The organism is Oceanimonas baumannii, assembly GCF_002245495.1.
Lineage (GTDB): Bacteria > Pseudomonadota > Gammaproteobacteria > Enterobacterales > Aeromonadaceae > Oceanimonas > Oceanimonas baumannii.
Genome location: NZ_NQJF01000002.1, coordinates 13303 through 34379 on the forward strand (window position 1 = coordinate 13303; position 21077 = coordinate 34379).

Consider the following 21077-nt stretch of genomic DNA (forward strand, 5'->3'; position numbering starts at 1 on the left):
ACTGATGAGCAGGCAGAAAGGTTTTACCTTAATCGAGCTGCTGGTGGTGATGGCCTTGCTGGCCATTATGGCTGCGGTGGTGGTGCCCGGTTTGTGGGGGCAATATACCCGGTTTAAGGAACAACAGCAGGTTGAACGTTTCTGGCAGGAGCTTTCTGCTTACATTCGTACTGAGCGCAGGCAGGGCCATAATGTGACGCTGCATCAGCACAGTGCCGAGCTTGAACAGGCAGCGGTAATGCATGAGCTGGCGGCGACCATAAAGGTGCCCGTGATGTTCCGCAGCGACGGTATGGTCTCGGGCGGTGAAATAAACGTGATCACGGCAGCCGGCCGGCATTGGGTGATTTTTGTATTGATGCCCGACGGAGAGGTGTTGATTGAAAAACGCTAGGCACAGCTCCGGTTTCACCCTCATTGAAGTACTGGTGGCCATTACCATTATGGTAACCGTTATTTCAGTGGCGTTTCCGATGTTTAATCAGGCTCAGCTGCAGCACGTCAAGGCCGATGCAGTAAGAGAAAAAGCCATGTTCGAGGAAAACATGCGCAACCAGATTTCGTTAATTAACCCGGGCGAGCAAAAGCAGGGAGCCGGGGACCTGGGCGAAGATCTGCAGTTTGAATGGAAAGCTGAACCGGTGAGTGCCGCCATGTTGATCAGGGGGGAACTGACCAGTGATTCTGAACAGTTTCTTCAGCTTTATAAAATAGCTGTTGCTTACCGCAGTGGTAACAACAGTGGCGCCTTTGAATTTGAGCAGCTTGGCTGGTATGACAAGTAAACAGAGCGGTTTTACCCTGATCGAGCTGCTGGTCGCCCTGGCTGTTTTCTCTATGGCGGTGTCGCTGATTATGATGGGGTTTGAGCAGGGGCGGCTTAACTGGAGCAAGAGTATTGATAAAACCAGTGAGATAAGGAAAGTTTATAACCGCTATCAGTGGATTCAAAATACATTTTCTCAGGCTAATACCGCCAATTTCTCGACAGGTATTTCCGAAGCCACGCCTTACTTTGAAGGTGACCAGTATCTTCTTTCCTTTATTTCTAATGCGCCGGCCATCAGCGGGCCAGGCACTTATGCCAGAGTGGAGTTTGAGTTCAAAAGTGAAGTGAGCCGCTATGCGCTGGTTTATCGTGAGAGTGTAAACCAGGATCCTTACTTTGGTTATTATAGTAACGTTGAGCCTCAAGAACTGGTGCTGTTCGATAATATAAAAAGCTATAACATTGACTATCTGGCTCCGCCTAACTTTGAGGATGCGCTGGCCCGCTTCAGAGATGTTTCCGATATTCGTTACGAGCCAACCTGGGTTAAAGAATATCAGGCCAACGAAGAAGGGTTGCTGCCGTTGAGTGTTCATCTTGAGCTGCATTTCACTAACGGAGAAGTAAAAGACTGGTTTTTTCCTATCCCGGTTTATAGCGTCAGTGCCGACATCAGTGCCGATACGGTGGTGATGTGAACAGGCAAAAAGGCGTGGTGCTGCCACTGGCACTGATCGTGATCACTATCATGGTGACCATGGCGAGTATTTTGCTGGTGCGCTCCAGTGCCGAAATTGACGAGGCTGCATTGGTGCAGGAGCAGTGGCAGGCAAGGCTGAAAATTAATGACGCCGAACAGGAGCTGCTACTGTCCATGTTTGTGGGGGAGCAGTTACCGGGTGGCTATAACGTGGGTGACTTGTTTGTGCCGACGGATGGCAAGTTTATCAAGCTGAAAAATGGTGTGGAAGTCGCCGTTCAGGATCTGGCTGGCTTACTCAGCCTGCATTATCTGCGCAAGGCTGAACTGACCAGGCTGTTTACAGCTTATACCGACGAGCAGCATGCCGCCCAAATTGTAAATAATATTATTCGCTGGCAGCAGGAAGACTCGGATGATGAGCAGCGGCTTGAGCGCAATGCACCGTTCAGAAGTCTGGATGAGTTAATGCTGATCCCCGGAATTACGCCGGAGATGTTTAATGATAATCACGAACGTCCCGGACTGCGTTCTTTGCTGGCGCTGTCAGGCTCAAGCTTTGTTAACTTTGCGACCGTCCCCGATTTTTTGCTGGTCCATGCTTTTGGGCTGACCGAGTCGGATTTGTCGCGGATGAATACTCTGAAGGATCGTAGCCGGTGGGATGATATCTCCACCATGATTTTTGATCTGGGTATTGCGGTGGATCAATCACTTATCCCCAGCTCTCGTTATCGGGTTTTGTATAAATATAAAGGCTTCACTGCCCGTGCCGAATATCAGGTGAGAACGACGATCCCGCTGCCACCGAGAAAGCGGCTTTGGTATTTTCCGGATCATGAACGGCATTTTTTAATGAGCACGGCACAGTAGGCCGAGAGGTATTTGTGTTAAATAAAATTCAAAAAGAGCACTTGCTTTGGCCATTATCCTGTTCTGACCAAAAGACAGCGCTTGCTGTGAAGGTCGGACGCTTTGATCGTGTCATTGGCCTTGTGCCGCAGTCTGTATGTTTGTTTAAGCAGTTTCAATATGAAACTGACATTATTGCTAAAAGCGATATTGCAAGCTGCGTTGAAAATGAGCTTAAAACATTAGTGGAGTGGCCAGATTACGATTTTTATTTTCTGGTTAATGAAATAAACCATCATTGGCAGGTGTCGGTATGGATTTGGCAGAAAAAGCAGGTGGAATTCACCGCTGAGATAACACATGTTATTCCTGCCATGGCGTATTATCTGGGCATGATGAATATATCTGGCCGGAAAAGTGTGCTGTTTTATAAAGAAGGCAATGCTATCTGGACCTGTTCAGTGTCTGCTCATGATGCCATAGAGCGGGTTGGCTCACTGAGAATGGCACACCAGCGTCACCTGGTTCTTTCCTGCCAGCGTGATCAGGTAGTGTGTTTTACCAATGACCCGGAACATATTGGTCTGGAGCTTGAGTGGAGCGCATTAAAAGAGAAGACCAGCTGGCGGGTGCTGCAGGCGGGCAAGCGTGCTGACAAACTCGACCTTAGCAATCCATTGCCTTTATATCGTGTGCTCGGGGTGCTCTCTGTGCTGTGGCTTGTTTACATGGCGATGGATTACACCTGGCTTAACAGCAAGCACAGTGCCATTAAGGACGAGGTAAATGTGCTGCAGGCAGATGTACAGGATGTGTTGGATGCCCGCCGTCATTTCCAGGATGTTTCTGAAAATATGGAAAAGATTAATGGTGCGCTGGACAAGCAACAACAGCTGGTCGGTTATCTGGATGAACTGCTGTCTGCGCTGTCACCCGAGGTGGTCATCGAGCGCATTTCTTATAAAGAGAATGTCGTGACGCTGAGAGGTGCTGCCACCGATAGCAACCAGTTTCTTGAGAGCCTGACTTCCATGAACTCGGTGGAGACCGCCCGGTTGTTGGGCGAAATCACCTTTAACAGCGATGGCATGCAGGTGTTTCGTGCTGAAGTGAGGCTGAAAAATTCATGAGTATCCTCGACAGTTTACCTCTTAAAAATACCGAAGAGCTGAAGCGTGAACTTTCCAGCCCGCTGGTGCAGTGGACGGGACTGGCTATTCTGGTAATCGTGGTCTTTATGTTTATGGTGTTGCCCTATCTGCAATGGCGGGGGCAGTTTATTGACACCATTAAAGTGGATTCAGCTCAGCTGATTAAACTTGAGTCACTGAATGCCAAGCGTGACAGTGTGAATACCATTCGTGAGAAAGTGGATGCGATTCATGAAAAAGCGCAAAGCCATTTGCTGCAGGCCCGCACTTATAACGGCGCAATTTCTGAACAGTTAACCATGCTTGAGAGCATTTTCCGGCCCTTAGACATTAGCTTTGAATCCCGTCGCTTTGGTGAGGGGGCTTATGAAAGCTGGCTGGGCGAACGGATTCATACCGAGTGGGTATTTGTTGGCAGTAGTCAGAGCCTGCTGGACTTTCTGTATCGTATGGCAGATGAAGACATTATTATCATTCCTGATGATATGGAAATGATCCCTTATCAGGTGAGAGGCGAAGCTAAATATAAGTTATCCGGAAAGCTGATTTCTTACAGAAAGCTTGCTGTTGACCAGCTTAAGCAACAGGAGCGCCTGAAATGAGCTTTCTGAAGCCTCTCGATATTAAGTTGATTGCTGGTTTTGTGGTGTTTGCCGTGCTGTCGACCGTGGCGACATCTCTGTCTATCAGCAGTGATGCCGAAGAAGATGCAGCCAGTGGCAATAACTTCCGGTTTTCGCTGAACGAATATGAACCATTACCGGAGCTGGCGCCCGGCAACTTGTTTGTCAGTGGCCGGAGCCGGAATGATCAAGACAAGAAGGCAGAAAAGCAGGAAGCGGCTGAAGAAGCGGTGTCTGGTGAGCCGGTGCTGACCACCATTATTACCCGCGGCAGCGAGAAGTATGCTGTTTTTCTGATCGGTAAAACCAAAAAAATGGTGCAGGTAGGAGATAGTCTGGATGAGGTTGCCAAAGTGGTAGCAATTAATGACTATACCGTTACCATTTCCACCCCCGATGGCACCAGTGATTTCGTTATTTTTCCATCCTCCAGTGACAAGCTGAACCAGGTTTCTACAGATGCGTAAATTTAGTAATAAGGAATATACCCCCGCATACAGCAAGTTGGCGCTCTGTGTGCTTTCCGGCCTTGTGTTGTCTGGCTGTGTTGTGCAGCCGGATATGACGGTGAAGCCCGTGCAGGCAACCAAAATGAATGATGCGTCCAGTCAGGTCATTGTTAATGAGGCTGAAGGGGCATTGTCCGGTCAGGGCGGGCGCGGGATTAATCCGCGCAGCAATGTGCCCGGAGCTCCTTTGCTGCAAAAAGCAGAAGCAAAGGCCACCGAGCGTAACAACATTGCCTTGCCGGAAGAAAAAGTCAGCATCAATGCCGATGGCATGCCACTGAATTACTTCATTAACCTGGCGTTGGGGGATGTGCTGGGGCTGGATTATATCGTTGATGAGTCTCTGACCAGCAATGAACAGCTGGTCACGCTGCGGGTAACACAGCCGGTAAGCAGTGAACGTATGCTGGGCCTGATTGAAGAGGCACTGCAGGTTAATAATGTAATGCTTACGGTAGAAGACGGCCTGGTGACCGTTATTCCTGCCTCCAAGGGGGAAAAGGGCAATATCTCGATGCTGGCTGAGACCGTCGGTCCCAAGCTTAAATACGGCAATGTGGTAGAAATTATCCCCATCTATTATTTGCCAATGATTGAAGCCAGCAGCATGGCTGAGCGTATTGTGCGTGAAAGCCAGGGCACCGTGCTTATTCAGAACAACCTGAACGCCCTGATGGTCATCTCCCGCCGGGATGATATTGAGAAAATTCATCAGTTGCTGTCAAAACTTGACGTACCCAAGCGAGTATCAAACCACATGACAGTGGTGCAGCCTTCCTATCTGACCCAGGAAGAGCTGATGGAAGATCTGCAGCGGGCTCTGAAAGCCGCCGGTGTGCCGGTATATGAAGAAGAAGGCAACAACGGCGTGGTGCTGGTGCCCATGTCGAACAATATTTTGCTTATTTCTTCTTCTACCCGGGCCTGGCTGGATTACACCCAGGATTGGGTAAGCCGGCTTGACCGGCCCAAGCCGGTGGGCAGCGGCGATGGTGTGTATGCTTACTATATGAAGAACACCAAAGCTGCCGATGCCTGGGAGGTGGTCTCGGCGATTTTCGGGGCTCAGCAAGAGATGGGAGAAGGGGGGCAACCCGGTGCCGATTTACTGGCCAATGCCAACAAGGAAATTGAGCGCAGCAACAGCAATATGGTGACTCCCAGCTATCCGCTGCCTGGTAACCGTGGCGGTATGCGCGACAATAACAACAGTGGCCGTGCTCAGAACATGAGTGTGGTCACTGATGAATACCGGGTAGTGGTGGATGCCAAGCGTAATGCGCTGATTTTTACCGGTCGTTACAGTGATTACCAGCGCCTGGTTGAGCTGCTTAAGTTTGTGGATCAGCGTCCGCGTCAGGTGTTGTTGCAGGCGGTGATCGCTGAGGTATCGTTGCAGGACAGCACCAGTCTGGGGGTAACCTGGGATATTACCGATGGCAAAATTACCGGTGGTACCAATGCCCTGAGCGAGGCCGGCTTCCTTAACCTGACCGGTGTGTTTTCCGATGTGACCGCCAAGCTGAATGCGGCCCTGACCAATAGCCAGGCACGCATTCTGTCTACTCCGCGTATTATTGCGCTGGATCAGGAGTCCGCCAGCATTAATGTCGGTGATCAAATCGCGGTGAAAACCGGCCAGATTGGTGGTAACGACAATAACCAGGAAGTGGCGACTTTCCAGTATATTTCCGTTGGTTTGACCCTGGATATTACGCCTTCCATTAACCAGAACGGTCTGGTTGAGCTGACCGTCAGTCAGGAAGTCAGTGTACCTGGTACAGCAGGTGGTGGTGATACCCCTCCTATCCAGACCCGCTCACTCAACACCAAGCTGCTGGCCGACAGTGGCGATACCGTGTACATGGGGGGACTGATAAGAAGAAATACCTCTACCACAGAGCGCAAAGTGCCCTTCTTTGGCGATATCCCCGGCCTGGGATATTTGTTTAAACATCAGAAGGATGAGGTGAATGTTACCGAGCTGGTACTGCTGATCACACCTTATGTGATTAACTCCCGGGACGATGCCGAGTTTTATACCAATGAGTTCCGTACCATCACCGGCTGGAACCCCTTTGAGCCGCAAGGCGACAGCTGATGAAGCTGATTTCATTACACCTGCCCAAAACGGCAGGTTCCAGTTTCAGGACCACACTCGAAGATGTGTTTGCTGAACGTTTGTTGTCCGATTACGGTGACAAAAGCATCAGCAAGCCGCCATTGCAGCGTCACAAAGAGGTGCTGATATCTGCACAGTCTGTTGCTGAGCAGGGAACAGATGAATTTGACTGTATCCATGGTCATTTTCTGCCGCTTAAGTACCTGCTCCTTGCCGACTGTGAGCCCTGTTGTTTTATTACCTGGATGCGCCATCCCGTTGAACGACTGATCTCTCATTATCATTACTGGCAGCAAAGCTACCATCCGGAATTTGCAGCTCCTCACCACAAGCGGGTGATAGAAGAAGGGTGGTCGCTGGAGCAGTTTTGCCTGAGTGAGCAGTTCCGTAATATTTATGCTCAGTATTTATGGGGTTTTCCGCTGGAAAACTTCACTTTTGTGGGAATCACCGAGCATTACAATGAAGATCTGGATTACTTTGCCAGGCATTTATTAAAACAACCGCTTAACAAGCACAGGGTGAATGTGACAGCCCGGAGCGACGCCAGAGAGAGGTTGCCTCCGGACATACAGCGGGCAGTGGAGCGCTTTCATGCCGCTGATATGCAGCTGTATGAGCTGGCGTTGCAAATGCGGATAAAGCGGAACAATGACTAATTAACAACAAAGCGGACCACTGGGTCCGCTTTGTTGTTTTTGTGTTAAGAGAAGAAAGTTTTGCCAAGTTCCATTTGGTGCTCTATGGTACAGGGGCTTGTGACAAGTAAATGTCGCGTGGCCCGGCTCTTTATTCTTTTTAGCAATCTTATTTCTCTTTAAAAAGTACTTTTGGATCTAGCACGGCAGCTATTCCGTTGCAGTTTGCAAAAACAGTGATCTGGATGAGTCTTTCGACTGATGCAGGTTGGGATTTTTCGTGTCTCAACTTGTTGACACTCGCGCCAGACTTCAACTATCCTCGCTTGGCGCACTTCGGAGTACAGTGTTACATCTTTGCTACCATTTGGCCGAGCACGGTGGTAGTTGAGTTTGTACGCTCAGTGCGCCGAAGGTTGATGAGGAACAGGGAGCGCTTGCAGTGGTGTAAGTGACTCATTTCCAAAAAGCAAAATGGATCCAAAAGGAAACAATAATGTTTAAAAAGACTCTGATCGCTGCAGCGGTCTCTATGGTTGCAACTGCTCCGGCTTTTGCTGATGTTGATATCCTTAACGAAAGCACTTGGCAAGTTACCAAGATCGCTAACGTGTCCAAGCAGTCTGCTCTGGATTTCTCTACCGCCGTTGAAAATGTTGAACTGCGTTTCGACAACGGTACTGTTGCTGCCGACCGCGAACTGCGTAACAACGGTTTCCTGGTAATCGAAATCAACGAAGAATCTGGCGCGACCTTCAACGCTCCGGAAGTTCGCCAGTGGCTGACTACTGAAGCCCTTGCTACTTCTCTGGACGGCCTGTCTGTATCTACCCAGAGCGGCGGCGTTGAGTCCATCACCACCGTTAACGACCTGGCTGAACTGCAGCGCTTCTTCAAAACCACCCAAGACGGTGACTACACCACCATCGTTCACAACCTGGACAAAGATGGCCGTCGCCTGCGTATCGCGCTGACCAACACTGTTGAAGCCGACGTATTCTCCAACGCTCGTGTAGATGTGAACCTGTCTGAAGGCAACAACATCTTCCGCCTGCTGGAAGCTTACAACACCGAAGTTGAAGACGTGATCCTGACCGTTGGTGCTCAGCAGAACGGTTCTTACACTCACGACATCATGGAAACTCCGGTTGTATTCAACCAGGAGCATGAGCTGTACACTCTGACCCTGAACAAGCAAGGTCAGGCCACTGCTCTGGTTGACACCTTCTTCGAAAACTACAAGATGGGTCTGAACAACGCTGCTTCTAACCACGATGGCTACGATTCTATCGATCAAGCTTTTGATGGTGTTGACGCTGACATCGTTGGTCGTTTCACCATTACCAACGCCACCAGCAACCAGAACATCCAGAAAGGCCAGGTTCGTCTGACCATGACTGGTGACTTCTCTGGTTTCCAGCGTAACGCTCAGAACTACCTGCTGCGTGCCGATGGCTCCGCTACCGAGTGGAAGATCACTTCTACCGGTACTGCCCGCCGTCTGGTTGACGAGGTAGGTACTCTGCAGAGCCCGACTCAGCCTTCTCAGCTGATCGAGTCTGTCCTGTACAACTTCACCCCGAACGACGGTACCGGTACTGCTGGTAACACCAACAACGATACCCGTCCTGGCTACGGCGACGTACAGAACAACGGTGCCATCAACGGCGGCAACTACGATGTTACTGCTGACATCGGCCAGTTCAACCGTGAGACTCTGGAAGCCGAAGCTAACCAGACTGACTCTTACTATCCGTTCGACGCCAACCTGGCCAAGGTTATCATCGTTGATCGTGACGGCATGAAGTTTGACACCATCACCACCGGTAGCTCTGCTTCCAACAAGATCTTCATCCGTGACATCTCTAACCGTCTGGGCACCAGCGGCGGTAAGATCCTGGTGACTCTGGTTGAGTACGACCAGCACGGCGCTCACCAGGGCGGTAAAGGCACTGTTCGTGCTGACCGTCAGCTGCTGAAGAACGTAAGCCTGCCTAGCGGTGGTGCTGTTACCCTGACTCCGGCTTCTGTAGCTGCCGATCTGGGTATTGATATTGCCCCTGGCCACCAGGCTCGCTTTATCTTTGAAGTTCAGACCAACCAGGGTGAAGTGGCTATCAAGAAGTCCAACTCTGAAGGTGTTGACATCAAGAACGGTACCCGTAACGTTAACCAGCGTAACGGTGACAACGGCAACATCGTTGACTTTACTCTGTAAAGATAACTTTTTTGCTTGCAAAGGGAGCTTCGGCTCCCTTTTTTAATGCATGCCAGTTACTGGCATGCTGTTTTTTTGCTGACTCAACATGGGGGGGGGGCTCTGGTATACTGCATTCTTTTGTGCCGAGAGCAGAAATATGGCGGTTATCAAGGTTGATCAGGTATCCAAGTCGTTTGTGACCACCCAGTCACCTTGGGCGTTGATTAAAAAGCACCTGCTTAACATAGATAAAGTTCCTTTATTTCAAGCACTTAAAAATATCAGCTTTCACGCTGAAGCAGGCGAGACGATCGGTATTGTTGGTCACAATGGTTCCGGTAAATCGACACTGCTGCAGATTATCTGTGGAGTGATGCAGCCCGACAGCGGTGAGGTACAGGTAAATGGCCGGGTAGCGGCATTGCTTGAACTTGGTTCCGGCTTTAATCCAGAGTTTACCGGGCGTGAGAATGTTTACTTTAACGCCACGCTGCTCGGCTTAAGTACCCGGGAAGTTGATAAAGCCTTCAATCACATTGTTGAATTTTCCGGTATCGGTGAATTTCTTGATCAGCCGGTAAAAAGCTACTCCAGTGGCATGATGCTTCGTTTGGCATTTTCCGTCATTATTCACAGTAACCCTGATATTTTGATTGTTGATGAAGCGCTGGCAGTAGGAGATGAGGCGTTTCAAAGAAAGTGTTATGCAAAACTAAAGCAGCTACAAGCTTCTGGTGCAACGCTTCTTTTTGTTTCTCATTCGGCCGGGCAAGTGGTAGAGCTTTGCGACAGAGCGGTACTGTTGGACCATGGCGAGATTTTAATGGTGGGCAAACCTAAGCAAGTTGTTCACAGCTACCATAAATTACTCCATATGGAATCTGAACAGAAAAAGCGCTTTCGTGCTCACCTGAAAAATGAGGGAGCTCCGGAAAGTTACCAGCCTGATGAAGCCGAAAATAAAGAATCCTCTGTAAATAACACCGGGTCTTCAATTGAGCGGCTAAACCATCTTTTGCAGCCAGAAACGACAGTTTGGTTTTCGTCTAATGGTGCTTTGTTAAGTAACCCTCATATAGAAAATATGCAGGGAGAAATAGTTAATTTACTTGAGTCTGGTCAACGTTATCGCTATTGCTACCATGCTGCTTTTGACGAAGAAGCATTTGAAGTTGGTTTTGGCATGATGATAAAAAGCGTAAGTGGGTTAGCAATAAGTGGATCGACAACGATTAGAGATCATGTTAATCGTATTCCTTATGTTGCAGCTGGTAGCCAGTTTAAAGTCAGCTTTGAGTTTGACTGTTTATTAAGAAATGGAACTTATTTTTTAAATTGTGGCTGTTCCAAGCTTGTTGAGGGTGAACGGATATCCTTGCATAGAGGCGTTGATGTTGCCATGTTTCAAGTGGTAGGCGAGTCAGCATCCGTAACAGGAATGATTGATCTTGGTGCTAAATTTTCAGTGCAATCATAAGCAGGGGGGATAATGCCAAAGGTTAATCTTTTTATTGTCGGAGCACAGAAAAGTGGTACCAGTGCGTTGGCGGAGTTTTTAAGTTTTCATCCTGAAATTTGTCTTGTGAAAGGTAAAGAAGCGCATATTTTTGATCGTGATGATATCGGGAAGCTGACACCAGGCGATATAGATAAAGCTTATGGCGATCTTTTACCTCATTATAATAAAGAGCAGGTGTGCTGTGATGCAACGCCGCTATATATGTTTTACCCCGTTATTGCTTCTCAATTGGCTAACTATAACGCTTCTGCAAAGCTGATTGTTCTATTGCGCGACCCCGCCGAGCGTGCATTATCACAATACCAGATGGAGAAAAGAAGAGGGTATGAATCATTAAGCTTTGGCCGAGCTTTATTAGCAGAAAAGTGGCGTTTAAATAAAGATATGAATGCTCTTCATTTAGACTCTGCATGGCGCCGGTACAGTTACCGCAGCCGTGGCTACTACAGTCATCAATTGAATAACCTGTATCGTTACTTTCCTCGTGAGCAAGTATTGGTTCTGAGGAATTCTGACCTGCTTAATGAACACCAAGATACTCTTGATAAGGTGACATCTTTCTTAGGCTTGGATAGTGCCAAATGTACCGCAAAGAATATATTTTCTGGTGACTATAAGGTTAGCGTTAGTCAACGTTTGGCACTGAGCTTGCTTCGGCTTTATTATTTTCCTGAATACATTCGCCTGCGTTTATATCACGGGATTGTTTTTTGACAAAAATAATCAGATTGGATATGTCAATGAATAAAAAAGTATGGGTGGTGCTGGGTATGCACCGCAGTGGGACCAGCGTTCTTAGCAGGGCTCTTGCCGTTTTGGGAGCGGAGCATGGTGATAAAAGCCGGAATGCCGCTGCTGATAATCCCAAAGGCTTCTGGGAAGATGAAGATCTGGTCGCATTCAACGATGGTTTACTGGCTGAGCTCGGAAAGAGCTGGTTTGATCTGGCTCCAATTGAGCCTGAGATATTTAATCAGCCGGAGTGGCGGAAGAAAAAGGATGAAGCTAAAGCCCTCTTTCAGAGTAAATTATCCTCCTGTAACATTTTTGCTTTAAAGGATCCTCGCCTTAGCTGCTTGTTACCGTTCTGGAAACCGGTATGGGATGAACTGGCACTTAATGTTCAGTATTTATTTAGCATAAGAGAGCCAGAAGCAGTCGCTCACTCTTTGAATAAACGTAATGGATTTAGTACTGCCTATAGTGCAGCCTTGTGGCTTCGCTATCTTGAAGATAGTCTGACAGGTCTTGATGAAGCGCAGGCGTTAATAGTGGATTATCAGCACCTGTTACATTCCCCTTATGCTGTACTGTCTGAAATGGCTGGCTTTCTTGAGGTTGAGCTGGAAGACAATGCATTAAACTCTTTCAGTAATGAGTTTCTCGATAAAAACCTGGATCATGGCTCTCTGGATGATGTATCACCTATCTTAGCGTATGCGAAAGATGTTTATCTTAGGTTGGCTGCAGAAAAGTATACATCGTCTGAGTTGCTTAAATTATGTGAAAGTAAGTTGCTTGATGATTGTAAAAAATGGCCTCGGGAGGCTCGTCATACTGAAGCTTTACTTGAAGCAAACAGCCTGATAAAAAAAGCCGAAGATTTTAATCAGATGCTTTTCGATACTGATAGTCAGCTTACTCGACTGGATTCTGATTTTGAACAAATAAGACTGCAATGTCATCAGTATGAATCCTGGCTGCGTCAGCAGGCGGAAACACAAAATGGAATTGTATCACAGCAAGAACAATATGAACTCTGGCTAAAGCAGCAGGCTAACGCCCAGGAAGCATTGTTCTCACAGCAAGAAGAATACTCTTCATTATTTAAAATAATGGAGCGTGTTCAGAATGATATGGCAGAGCAGCAAGAGAAATTAAATTCTTTGTTGCACCAGCCTGAGGGAACGGAGTCCGTTCGCCCTGAACTAATTGAAAAATATGAGAGTAAAGTGAAGGAAGTAGAGACGCTTTATGAGAAAAAGGTTCAGGAGCTCTCTGATGAAATTTCCATACTTAAAAAAGACCAAATGGATCTTCTGGCTCGTTATTACTGGAAGCGGAAAATGATAAAAAGAATGCTGGTTTCTGGGTATAGCAATTTAAAGCCTAAGCTTGGTTTTGTTTCAAGACGCATGCCTGCTGCATGGAAACAACGCATCAAAATAGAACTGGAAAAACGGCTTTTTAACAGCAGCTCTGTTGAGATTAAAGCTAACTCGAATATGGCAGCGAATGAGGCAAAAAATCCCGAGCTTCTCGCTTCTGTGTTAAATGCCGGCAAGGGAAGTGACATAGTTGTTTTCCCTGTTATTGACTGGTCTTTTCGTATTCAGCGGCCGCAGCACCTTGCCAGAGAGTTAGCAGCAGCCGGGCAACGTGTATTTTACTTATCTACCACGTTTAATCCTGAAAATGAGCCGGGCTTTGTGCTGCTTGAGCAGCCAGCTGAGAATGTGTTCTTGTGTCAGCTAAATTTGCCTGGTCCTCATCCAGTTATTTACCAGGATGTGCCCGAAGGTGAAATGCTACTCGCTTTGCGGCGCTCCCTTAATATGCTGGCCCAGCAAGTCATATTGAGACAGCCTGTGGCTATCATTGATTTGCCGTTTTGGCACAAAGTGGCGGATGCCTTACCCGGTGCGTTGCAGGTATACGACTGCATGGATCATCATGCCGGTTTTTCCACTAACAGTGAGCAGATGCACGGCCTTGAGAAACAGCTGCTGCACGAAGCTGACCTGGTAATTACCACGGCCTCCCGCCTGTCTCATATTGTTGGGCAGGAACGCGATAATGTAGTGATTCGTAACGGTGCCGAAGTGGCCTTTTTCAGTACGCCCTGCAAGCATAAGCTGTACCAGAGCGAGAGACCGGTGGTAGGTTATTATGGAGCTATTTCCGAGTGGTTCGATATGGAGCTGGTGATCGCCTCGGCCAGGGCTTATCCGGAATGGGATTTTGTTCTGGTAGGAAATACCTTTGGTTGCGATACTGAAAAAGCCGAAAAACAGCCGAATATTTATTTTACAGGAGAGGTTCCATACACCGAGTTACCTGGTTACCTGGCCGCTTTCGATGTTTGTACAATACCGTTCCAGCTGATTGAACTCACCCTTTGTACCAATCCGGTAAAGGTTTATGAATATCTTGCTGCTGGCAAACCTGTGGTGACTACAGCGATGCCAGAACTACAGCTGATTAGTGAGATGGTGCACGTTGCTGACAACGAAGAGAGTTACATTGCTGCGTTGTCTTCAGCAATGGATGAGGTCGGTGATGCGCAGCTTGCTGATGAGCGCAGTATGTGGGCCCGGCAGCATGATTGGGCCAGCAGAGCGGCTCAGCTGAAGCAGGCCATAGACGAGAGCTATCCTAAGGTAAGTGTGATTGTACTTACCTATAATAACCTTGAGTTAACCCAGGCCTGCCTGAGCAGCATTGAACGTTTTAGTGATTACCCTAACCTTGAGCTTATTCTGGTAGATAATGCATCCAGCGATGGCACGCCTGACTTTCTGCAGAAATATGCTGCTGACAAAGAACATGTGAAAGTTTGCCTTAATGATGAAAATTTAGGGTTCTCTGCAGGAAATAATGTCGGGCTGGCTGCTGCAACCGGTGACTATCTGGTGATCCTGAATAACGATACCTTTGTGACTCAAGGCTGGGTACATGGTTTGGTCCGGGCTTTAAAGCGTGATTCTTCGCTTGGGTTGGTGGGCCCTGTTACTAACAATATCGGTAATGAAGCTCGCATTAACATTTATTATTCGAATATGGAGCAGATGGCTGAGCAGGCGGCTCAATACACTCAGTCTCATGCCGGTGAAGTTTATCCTGCCCGTTGTGCCGCCTTTTTCTGTGTGATGTTCAGTCGCGAAACTTACCTTGCTGTTGGCCCAATGGATGAAGATTTTGGGGTCGGTTTCTTTGAAGATGATGATTATTGCAACCGGGTTCGTCAGCTTGGTCTGAAGGTTGGTGTTGTAGAAGATGTATTTGTTCATCATCATTTGTCGGCCAGCTTCAATAAATTAAAAGCTGGAGCCAAACAGGCTTTGTTTGAACGTAACAAGGCAATTTATGAGTCTAAGTGGGGGGAATGGCAGCCGCACACCTACCGCCCCGGAGTGAATTGAGCAGGAGTGAGCATGAAGAAAGTAATGTGTGTTATTGGTACACGTCCGGAAGCCATTAAAATGGCTCCGCTGGTGCAAGCTTTTTCTGCCGCACCCGATTTTGAAGTGTGCGTACTGGCCACTGCTCAGCACCGTGAGCTGCTGGATCAGGCCTTTGCCCTGTTCAACATTAGTGCCGATTATGATCTGAACGTGATGATGCCCGGGCAGACCCTGCCCGAGCTGACCGCCAGGCTGATGACCGGTCTGGACAACACTCTGGCGGAGGCCAGGCCTGACATAGTGATTGCACAAGGTGATACCACCACGGTATTTGTGACCGCGCTGGCCTGTTTTTACCGGCAGATTCCCTTTGCGCACCTGGAAGCCGGGCTGCGTACTCATGATTTGTATTCCCCTTTTCCGGAAGAGGCTAACCGCGTTCTTGCGGGTAACCTGGCCTGTTTGCATTTTGCTCCCACAGAGGTGTCACGTGGCAATCTGCTACGCGAAGCCATGGCCGAAAATACCATTTTTGTAACCGGTAATACGGTGATTGACGCGCTTCTGCAAACCGCTGATAAGGATTTTGATCTGGGGTTTGAATGGCCCAGAAATAAGCGGGTGATACTGGTTACTTCTCATCGTCGGGAAAACTTTGGTGAGCCAATTGAGCATATTTGCCAGGCGTTACTGGAGCTGGTTGAAACCCATCAGGACGTGTTTGTGGTGTTTCCTGTGCATCCGAACCCGAATATTCGCAAGGCGACCGATCATTACCTGCAGGGCCATGATCGCATCAGGCTGGTACAGCCCTTTGACTACGGCCCTTTTGTGACCGCCATGAAGCGAGCTACCCTGATTTTGTCCGATTCGGGCGGAGTGCAGGAAGAAGCGCCCGCGCTGGGCAAGCCGGTACTGGTATTGCGCCGTGATACCGAGCGTCCCGAAGCCGTGACTGAAGGTGTGGTAAAACTGATTGGTACCAACAAGGAAGATATAGTGCGAGAGGCCAATCGCCTGCTGACCGACCCGGCTGCCTATGCCGATATGGCCAGGGGAGCGTCACCCTATGGTGACGGTCAAGCCAGTGAACGGATTGTGGGTATAGTGCGTGATTATTTTGCCAGCCGCACTGCATGAAGCTGGTCTACCTCTCACCTGTGCCCTGGCGCAGCATCAGCCAGCGACCGCATTTTTTTATTGAGCAGGCTCTGGCTCAGGGGGTGACCTCTGTGCTGTGGATAGAGCCTTACCCGGGACGGCTGCCGGTGTGGCAGGACCTGATTCCCAGTCGTCATGCTCCCGAACCGGCGGGACTGGAGATGCTACCGGGGCTGCAGCTGGCCGGCCGGCGCCTGCTGCCGGTAGAGCCGATTGCGCCATTGTTTCGTCTTTTTAATGGTGGCTCGATTGCCGGGCTGGTGCAGCACGTTGCCGAGTTTTTGGCCGGGGAGCCAGCTCTGCTGGTGGCGGGCAAACCCAGCCGTCTGGCCCTGGAATTATTTGACAAGCCCTGGTGGTATGAGCGCTGGTTTGATGCCATGGACAATTACCCGGCGTTCTACCGGGGTCTGTCCAGGCGCAGTATGGCCAGCATTGAACAAACGCTTGCGCGCGAAGTAGATCGGCTGCTGTGCTCCAGCCATCCCTTATTGGAAAAGTTTGCCGGGCATCCCAATACTGGATTGTTTTTGAATGCCTGCACCAGTTATATGAAGCCAGCGGAAAAGGTAGCGGAGAAGGAGCTTTGCTTTGGCTATATAGGTACCATTCACGAGTGGTTTGACTGGGGCTGGATTATTGCTCTGGCTGAGGCTTTTCCCGGGGTCCCGATCAAGCTGGTTGGGCCACTCAAGGTGCTGAAGCCGCGTAACCTGCCTGCCAATGTGCAGTTGTTGCCAGCGGTAGCTCATCAGCAGGTGCCTGCGTTGCTGGCTACCTTTAGTGCCGGTTTGATCCCGTTTGTGGATAACGACATTACCCATTATGTTGATCCGGTTAAGTATTATGAATACCGCGCCGCCGGCCTGCCGGTGTTGTCATCGGAGTTTGGAGAAATGCCCTGGCATGCCCAAAGCAGCCCGTTGTATATGGCGGCCCGGCCGACGCGTGACGGCGTCACTGCGTTTTTGACAAATCAGCTGCAGGCGGAGCAGGCGACCTGGAAGCAGCGTTTTGCCGGGGTATTTGAGCCTTTGCTGAGCAAGACTGCAGGAGCACCATGAAACAAGCGTTGATTATGCCGTTATATAATGCTGCTGCTTATTTACCGGCATTGCTTCCGGTGCTGAAAGAATGGGTAATGCGTGCCGGTGAGCGAGAGCTGCTGTTTGTGGATTCCTGCTCTGGCGATGGTACGGTGCAGTTACTGGCCGAGTTTGGTCTTGGCAGGGTGCTGACGGTAGACAGCAGTCAGTTTGATCACGGCGGGACCCGGGCCTGGGCGGCTCAGCAAGTGAAGGCGGAAGTGCTGGTTTTTATGACCCAGGATGCATTGCCCATCAGTGCCGAAGCGATTGAGCAGTTGACGGCTGTGTTTGCCAAACCGGCGGTTGCGGCTGCCTATGGCCGCCAGCTGCCTTATGCCGGCTGCCATGTATTCGGGCACCATCTGCGGCTGTTCAATTATGGTGAACAGTCTTATCTGCGTAGCGCTGAAGATACCGGCCGCTACGGCATTAAAACGGCGTTTTTATCCAATTCGTTTGCCGCATACCGGCGTTCAGCTCTTGCAGAGATTGGCTGGTTTAAAGACGGTTTAATTCTCGGGGAAGACAGCTATGCTGGTGGAAAACTGCTGTTGGCTGGTCACAAACTTGCCTATGTAGCGGAAGCCCGGGTTTATCACTCCCACAGTTACACAGTGTGGCAGGAATTTAAGCGTTATTTCGATATTGGTGTCTTTCATGCCATGGAGCCCTGGTTACTTGAGCGGTTTGGTAGCCCTGAGGGGGAAGGCTATCGCTACATTGTGTCAGAATTTAACTTTCTGTGCGGGCAGAAAGCCTTTCATCTGTTACCGGTTTTCCTGGTCCGCAATGCCATGAAATGGCTTGGCTACCGCTTGGGCAGGCGTTACAGGGCATTGCCTTCATGCTGGGTGAACAAGCTGAGCATGCACAGGCGCTGGTGGCAGCGCAGCCGCCCCCTTTGCTAGAATGGCGTCCGCCTTTCTTGCGGATACCCTTTTATGACAAAGCCTCAGAGCATTACTGAACGTTACCCGGCCAGTGTGGTTGTGCCCTTGCTGGATGCTCTGGCTTTACTGGGCGGCGCTGTCCTGGCTCATGTCTGGCGCTTTGGTCATGTTGATCTGCATGATCGTTACTGGCTGGCTTCCGTGATGATGATCCTGCTGGTCACACTGTGTAATACGGCTACTGGTGCCTATGAGCGCTGGCGTATCACTCGTCTTTCTTCGCTGCTTGCCCGCCAGTTGATGGTGTGGCTTGCCGTGGCAGTGATGTTTACTTTCATTCTTTATGTCACGCATGCAGCAGATCGCTACTCCCGTTTATGGATGGGAGGTACCCTGCTGTTTTCATTTTCCCTAGCGGCTGCAGGGCGTATCGCTATTCAGCTGATGCTGCGCCAGGCTCGCCGTATGGGGCGTTCAGCGCGTTCGGTATTTCTGGTGGGGCCCGTCAGCAATATATTGAAGGCGGGTTATGGTATGCGTGGTGCGCCGGAAGAAGGATATTGCATTGCTGGCATACAGCGGTTGAAAGAAGGCGTCAGTGAGGAAGGACTGATTAACCTGGCCCGGCGAGTTGCCGGCTCGGGGGCACAGGAAGTATGGATTTGTGTACCGTTAGAGATGGGGGCGGCAGTAAGGGCGATTTTTCAGGCATTACGTAATCATACGGTAGAAGTACGCTTTATCCCTGAGTTCAGGGATATGCAGTTGCTGAATCATCGCACCAGTGAGGTAGCAGGCCAGTTTGCTTTTGATCTGAGTGTCACGCCGATGAAAGGTCTGGCTCACTTTCTGAAGCGCCTGGAAGATATTGTGCTGGGTACCATGATAAGTATTCTGGTGCTGCCTGTGTGCCTGCTGATTGCCGTAAGCATCAAGCTGAGCTCTCCGGGGCCGGTGCTGTTCAAACAATATCGTACCGGTGTTAATGGCAAGGTGTTTAAAGTATATAAGTTCCGCTCCATGGTGGTACATGAAGAGCCGTCAGGAGAAGTGACTCAGGCTTGCCGGAGCGACAGTCGCTTTACTCCCATCGGGGCTTTTTTGCGCAGAACATCATTGGATGAGCTCCCTCAGTTTTACAACGTGCTGCAGGGACGCATGTCGATTGTGGGGCCCCGCCCTCATGCTCTGGCGCATAATGAGTATTACAAGGATTTGGTTGAGTCATATATGCGTCGCCATAAGGTCAAGCCCGGCATTACCGGCTGGGCTCAGGTGCATGGTTTTCGTGGTGAAACCGACACCATAGAGAAAATGGAAGGCCGGGTGGAGCACGATCTCTGGTATATCGATAACTGGAGCCTGTGGCTGGACTTGCGCATTATCTTCTGGACCATTTTTAAAGGGTTTATCAATAAAAATGCCTACTGAGCAGACGGTTTACGATTCTCCCCGGCCTGGCGTGCTGCCTTGCTTCAGTGGCCGCAATTACAGCAGTCTGGCTGTGTTTTTAATGGGAGCCATCGCACTGGTGGTGGATAGCGGCTACACCTATGGAGTGGTCTTGCTGCTGCTGGGCAGTCTCAGCCTGTTATGGCGAACGCCGGGGTTTTCTCCTGGTGGTGAGGACAAGCTGTTAATGGCGGTATTAGCCGCTTATTCATTAATTTTTATGCTGCAGTTATGGCTGGGAGCAGCAGGAGCCTCTGCGTATGACAGGCCCAGCCGTTTTATGTTTGCAGTGCCGGTGCTGTTGTTTGTACTGTCTTTTCCGCCCCGCCTTGGCTGGCTGTGGGGGGGGCTGGTGGCTGGCAGTGTGGCCACCGCCGGCTGGGCGGTATGGCAAAAACTGTTTCTGGGAATTGAGCGGGCAACCGGCCATACCTATGTGATCCAGTTTGGCAATATCAGCATGTTGTTTGGCCTGTTCTGCCTGGCGGGTCTTGGCTGGGCAGCAGTACAGCCTAATGCTCGGCGCTGGATAGTGTTGTTGTTACTGGGAGCCGTGTGTGGCGCTCTGGGCTCTTTACTTTCTGGCAGCCGGGGAGGCTGGGTAGGTCTGCCTTTTGTGTTTCTGGTGCTCTATAAAGCCTATGGCGGGGTCTTGGGCAAGCGTTTGACCTTGCTTGCCGTTGCTGCTCTTGCTGGACTGGGAGCCTTGGTATATGCCTTGCCACAGACGGGGGTTCAGCAGCGTGTACAGCAGGCGTTTGTGGATATTGAACGTTATCAGCAAGGAGACAGAGAGAGTTCTCTGGGGTATCGTTTTGATATGTGGCAGGGAGCCATTGCGTTAATTGCTGAAAGGCCGTTAACCGGCTGGGGCACCGAGGGGTATCGTGAACGCATGCAAGAACTGGCGGTTCAAGGAGTGATCACGGACTATTCTGCCAATACTCACGCCCATAATGAATACCTTGATAATTTTGCCCGGCGCGGAATAGTCGGTTTGTTATCGCTACTGGCGCTGTATCTGGTTCCCCTGAAGCTGTTTGCCCGGCGCTTGAATAGCCATAATTTTGAACTGCGTGCGGTGGCGACTGCGGGGGCCATATTGCCGGTAGCTTTTATGGATTTCGGGCTTTCTCAGGTATTTTTTGCTCATAACAGTGGTGTGATGGTATATGCCTTTTGGCTGGCGGTGTTGTGGGGGACGATGAGGGCCATGGAGCAAGCTCCGGCGGAGAGCCGTAAACTTTAAGCCATCAGCGGTAAGCTAACCTGTCCGCTT

At 49.8% G+C, this 21077-nt stretch carries 18 protein-coding genes; all 18 read left to right on the forward strand.

The window, feature by feature from the left end:
* Window positions 1–4: 4 nt before the first annotated feature.
* The 18 genes from B6S09_RS02110 (at window position 5) to B6S09_RS02195 (ending at window position 21047) form a co-directional block, all read left to right on the forward strand.
* Entirely contained in the window at window positions 5–394 is a 390-nt protein-coding gene (locus B6S09_RS02110; RefSeq protein WP_094276852.1) for a pilus assembly FimT family protein, read from the forward strand.
* On the forward strand, window positions 381–785 hold the full coding sequence (locus B6S09_RS02115) for a type II secretion system protein (protein ID WP_094276853.1): 405 nt from the start codon (window positions 381–383) through the stop codon (window positions 783–785). The genes B6S09_RS02110 and B6S09_RS02115 overlap by 14 nt, the downstream gene beginning before the upstream one ends.
* Entirely contained in the window at window positions 775–1467 is a 693-nt protein-coding gene (locus B6S09_RS02120; protein ID WP_094276854.1) for a PulJ/GspJ family protein, read from the forward strand. Before B6S09_RS02115 ends, B6S09_RS02120 begins: the two co-directional genes overlap by 11 nt.
* Window positions 1464–2342 (forward strand): type II secretion system protein GspK, encoded by an 879-nt coding sequence (locus tag B6S09_RS02125; protein WP_094276855.1) that lies wholly within the window; start codon window positions 1464–1466, stop codon window positions 2340–2342. Before B6S09_RS02120 ends, B6S09_RS02125 begins: the two co-directional genes overlap by 4 nt.
* A 14-nt stretch (window positions 2343–2356) precedes the next feature.
* Window positions 2357–3451: a PilN domain-containing protein gene (locus B6S09_RS02130; RefSeq protein ID WP_134114000.1), complete on the forward strand. Its 1095-nt coding sequence runs from the start codon at window positions 2357–2359 to the stop codon at window positions 3449–3451.
* Complete coding sequence (locus tag B6S09_RS02135) at window positions 3448–4074, forward strand: hypothetical protein (protein ID WP_094276857.1); 627 nt, start codon at window positions 3448–3450, stop codon at window positions 4072–4074. The genes B6S09_RS02130 and B6S09_RS02135 overlap by 4 nt, the downstream gene beginning before the upstream one ends.
* Entirely contained in the window at window positions 4071–4562 is a 492-nt protein-coding gene (locus tag B6S09_RS02140; RefSeq protein WP_094276858.1) for a hypothetical protein, read from the forward strand. The genes B6S09_RS02135 and B6S09_RS02140 overlap by 4 nt, the downstream gene beginning before the upstream one ends.
* Window positions 4563–4656: 94 nt before the next feature.
* The gene (locus tag B6S09_RS02145; RefSeq protein WP_244900094.1) at window positions 4657–6705 is read left to right on the forward strand and encodes a secretin GspD/PilQ domain-containing protein; all 2049 of its coding nucleotides are present in this window, start codon (window positions 4657–4659) and stop codon (window positions 6703–6705) included.
* A complete protein-coding gene (locus B6S09_RS02150) occupies window positions 6705–7385 on the forward strand; it encodes a sulfotransferase family 2 domain-containing protein (RefSeq protein ID WP_094276860.1) in 681 nt (226 codons plus the stop codon). The genes B6S09_RS02145 and B6S09_RS02150 overlap by 1 nt, the downstream gene beginning before the upstream one ends.
* A gap of 475 nt (window positions 7386–7860) precedes the next feature.
* Entirely contained in the window at window positions 7861–9582 is a 1722-nt protein-coding gene (locus B6S09_RS02155) for a VapA family S-layer protein (RefSeq protein WP_094276861.1), read from the forward strand.
* 139 nt (window positions 9583–9721) lie between these two features.
* Complete coding sequence (locus tag B6S09_RS02160) at window positions 9722–11041, forward strand: ABC transporter ATP-binding protein (RefSeq protein WP_094276862.1); 1320 nt, start codon at window positions 9722–9724, stop codon at window positions 11039–11041.
* A 12-nt stretch (window positions 11042–11053) separates the two neighbouring features.
* Entirely contained in the window at window positions 11054–11797 is a 744-nt protein-coding gene (locus B6S09_RS02165; RefSeq protein ID WP_094276863.1) for a sulfotransferase family protein, read from the forward strand.
* Window positions 11794–15225: a glycosyltransferase gene (locus tag B6S09_RS18615; protein ID WP_243832859.1), complete on the forward strand. Its 3432-nt coding sequence runs from the start codon at window positions 11794–11796 to the stop codon at window positions 15223–15225. The genes B6S09_RS02165 and B6S09_RS18615 overlap by 4 nt, the downstream gene beginning before the upstream one ends.
* A 12-nt stretch (window positions 15226–15237) precedes the next feature.
* Complete coding sequence (gene wecB, locus B6S09_RS02175; RefSeq protein ID WP_094276864.1) at window positions 15238–16347, forward strand: non-hydrolyzing UDP-N-acetylglucosamine 2-epimerase; 1110 nt, start codon at window positions 15238–15240, stop codon at window positions 16345–16347.
* On the forward strand, window positions 16344–17432 hold the full coding sequence (locus B6S09_RS02180; RefSeq protein ID WP_094276865.1) for a glycosyltransferase family protein: 1089 nt from the start codon (window positions 16344–16346) through the stop codon (window positions 17430–17432). The genes wecB and B6S09_RS02180 overlap by 4 nt, the downstream gene beginning before the upstream one ends.
* Window positions 17429–18364 (forward strand): glycosyltransferase family 2 protein, encoded by a 936-nt coding sequence (locus B6S09_RS02185; protein ID WP_094276866.1) that lies wholly within the window; start codon window positions 17429–17431, stop codon window positions 18362–18364. Before B6S09_RS02180 ends, B6S09_RS02185 begins: the two co-directional genes overlap by 4 nt.
* Window positions 18365–18397: 33 nt before the next feature.
* Window positions 18398–19777 carry an undecaprenyl-phosphate glucose phosphotransferase gene (locus B6S09_RS02190; RefSeq protein ID WP_094276867.1) on the forward strand — a complete coding sequence of 460 codons (1380 nt, stop codon included), beginning with the start codon at window positions 18398–18400 and terminating at the stop codon, window positions 19775–19777.
* Window positions 19767–21047, forward strand: a complete 1281-nt coding sequence (locus B6S09_RS02195; protein WP_094276868.1) for an O-antigen ligase family protein — start codon at window positions 19767–19769, stop codon at window positions 21045–21047. Before B6S09_RS02190 ends, B6S09_RS02195 begins: the two co-directional genes overlap by 11 nt.
* The last annotated feature ends 30 nt before the right edge of the window (window positions 21048–21077 follow it).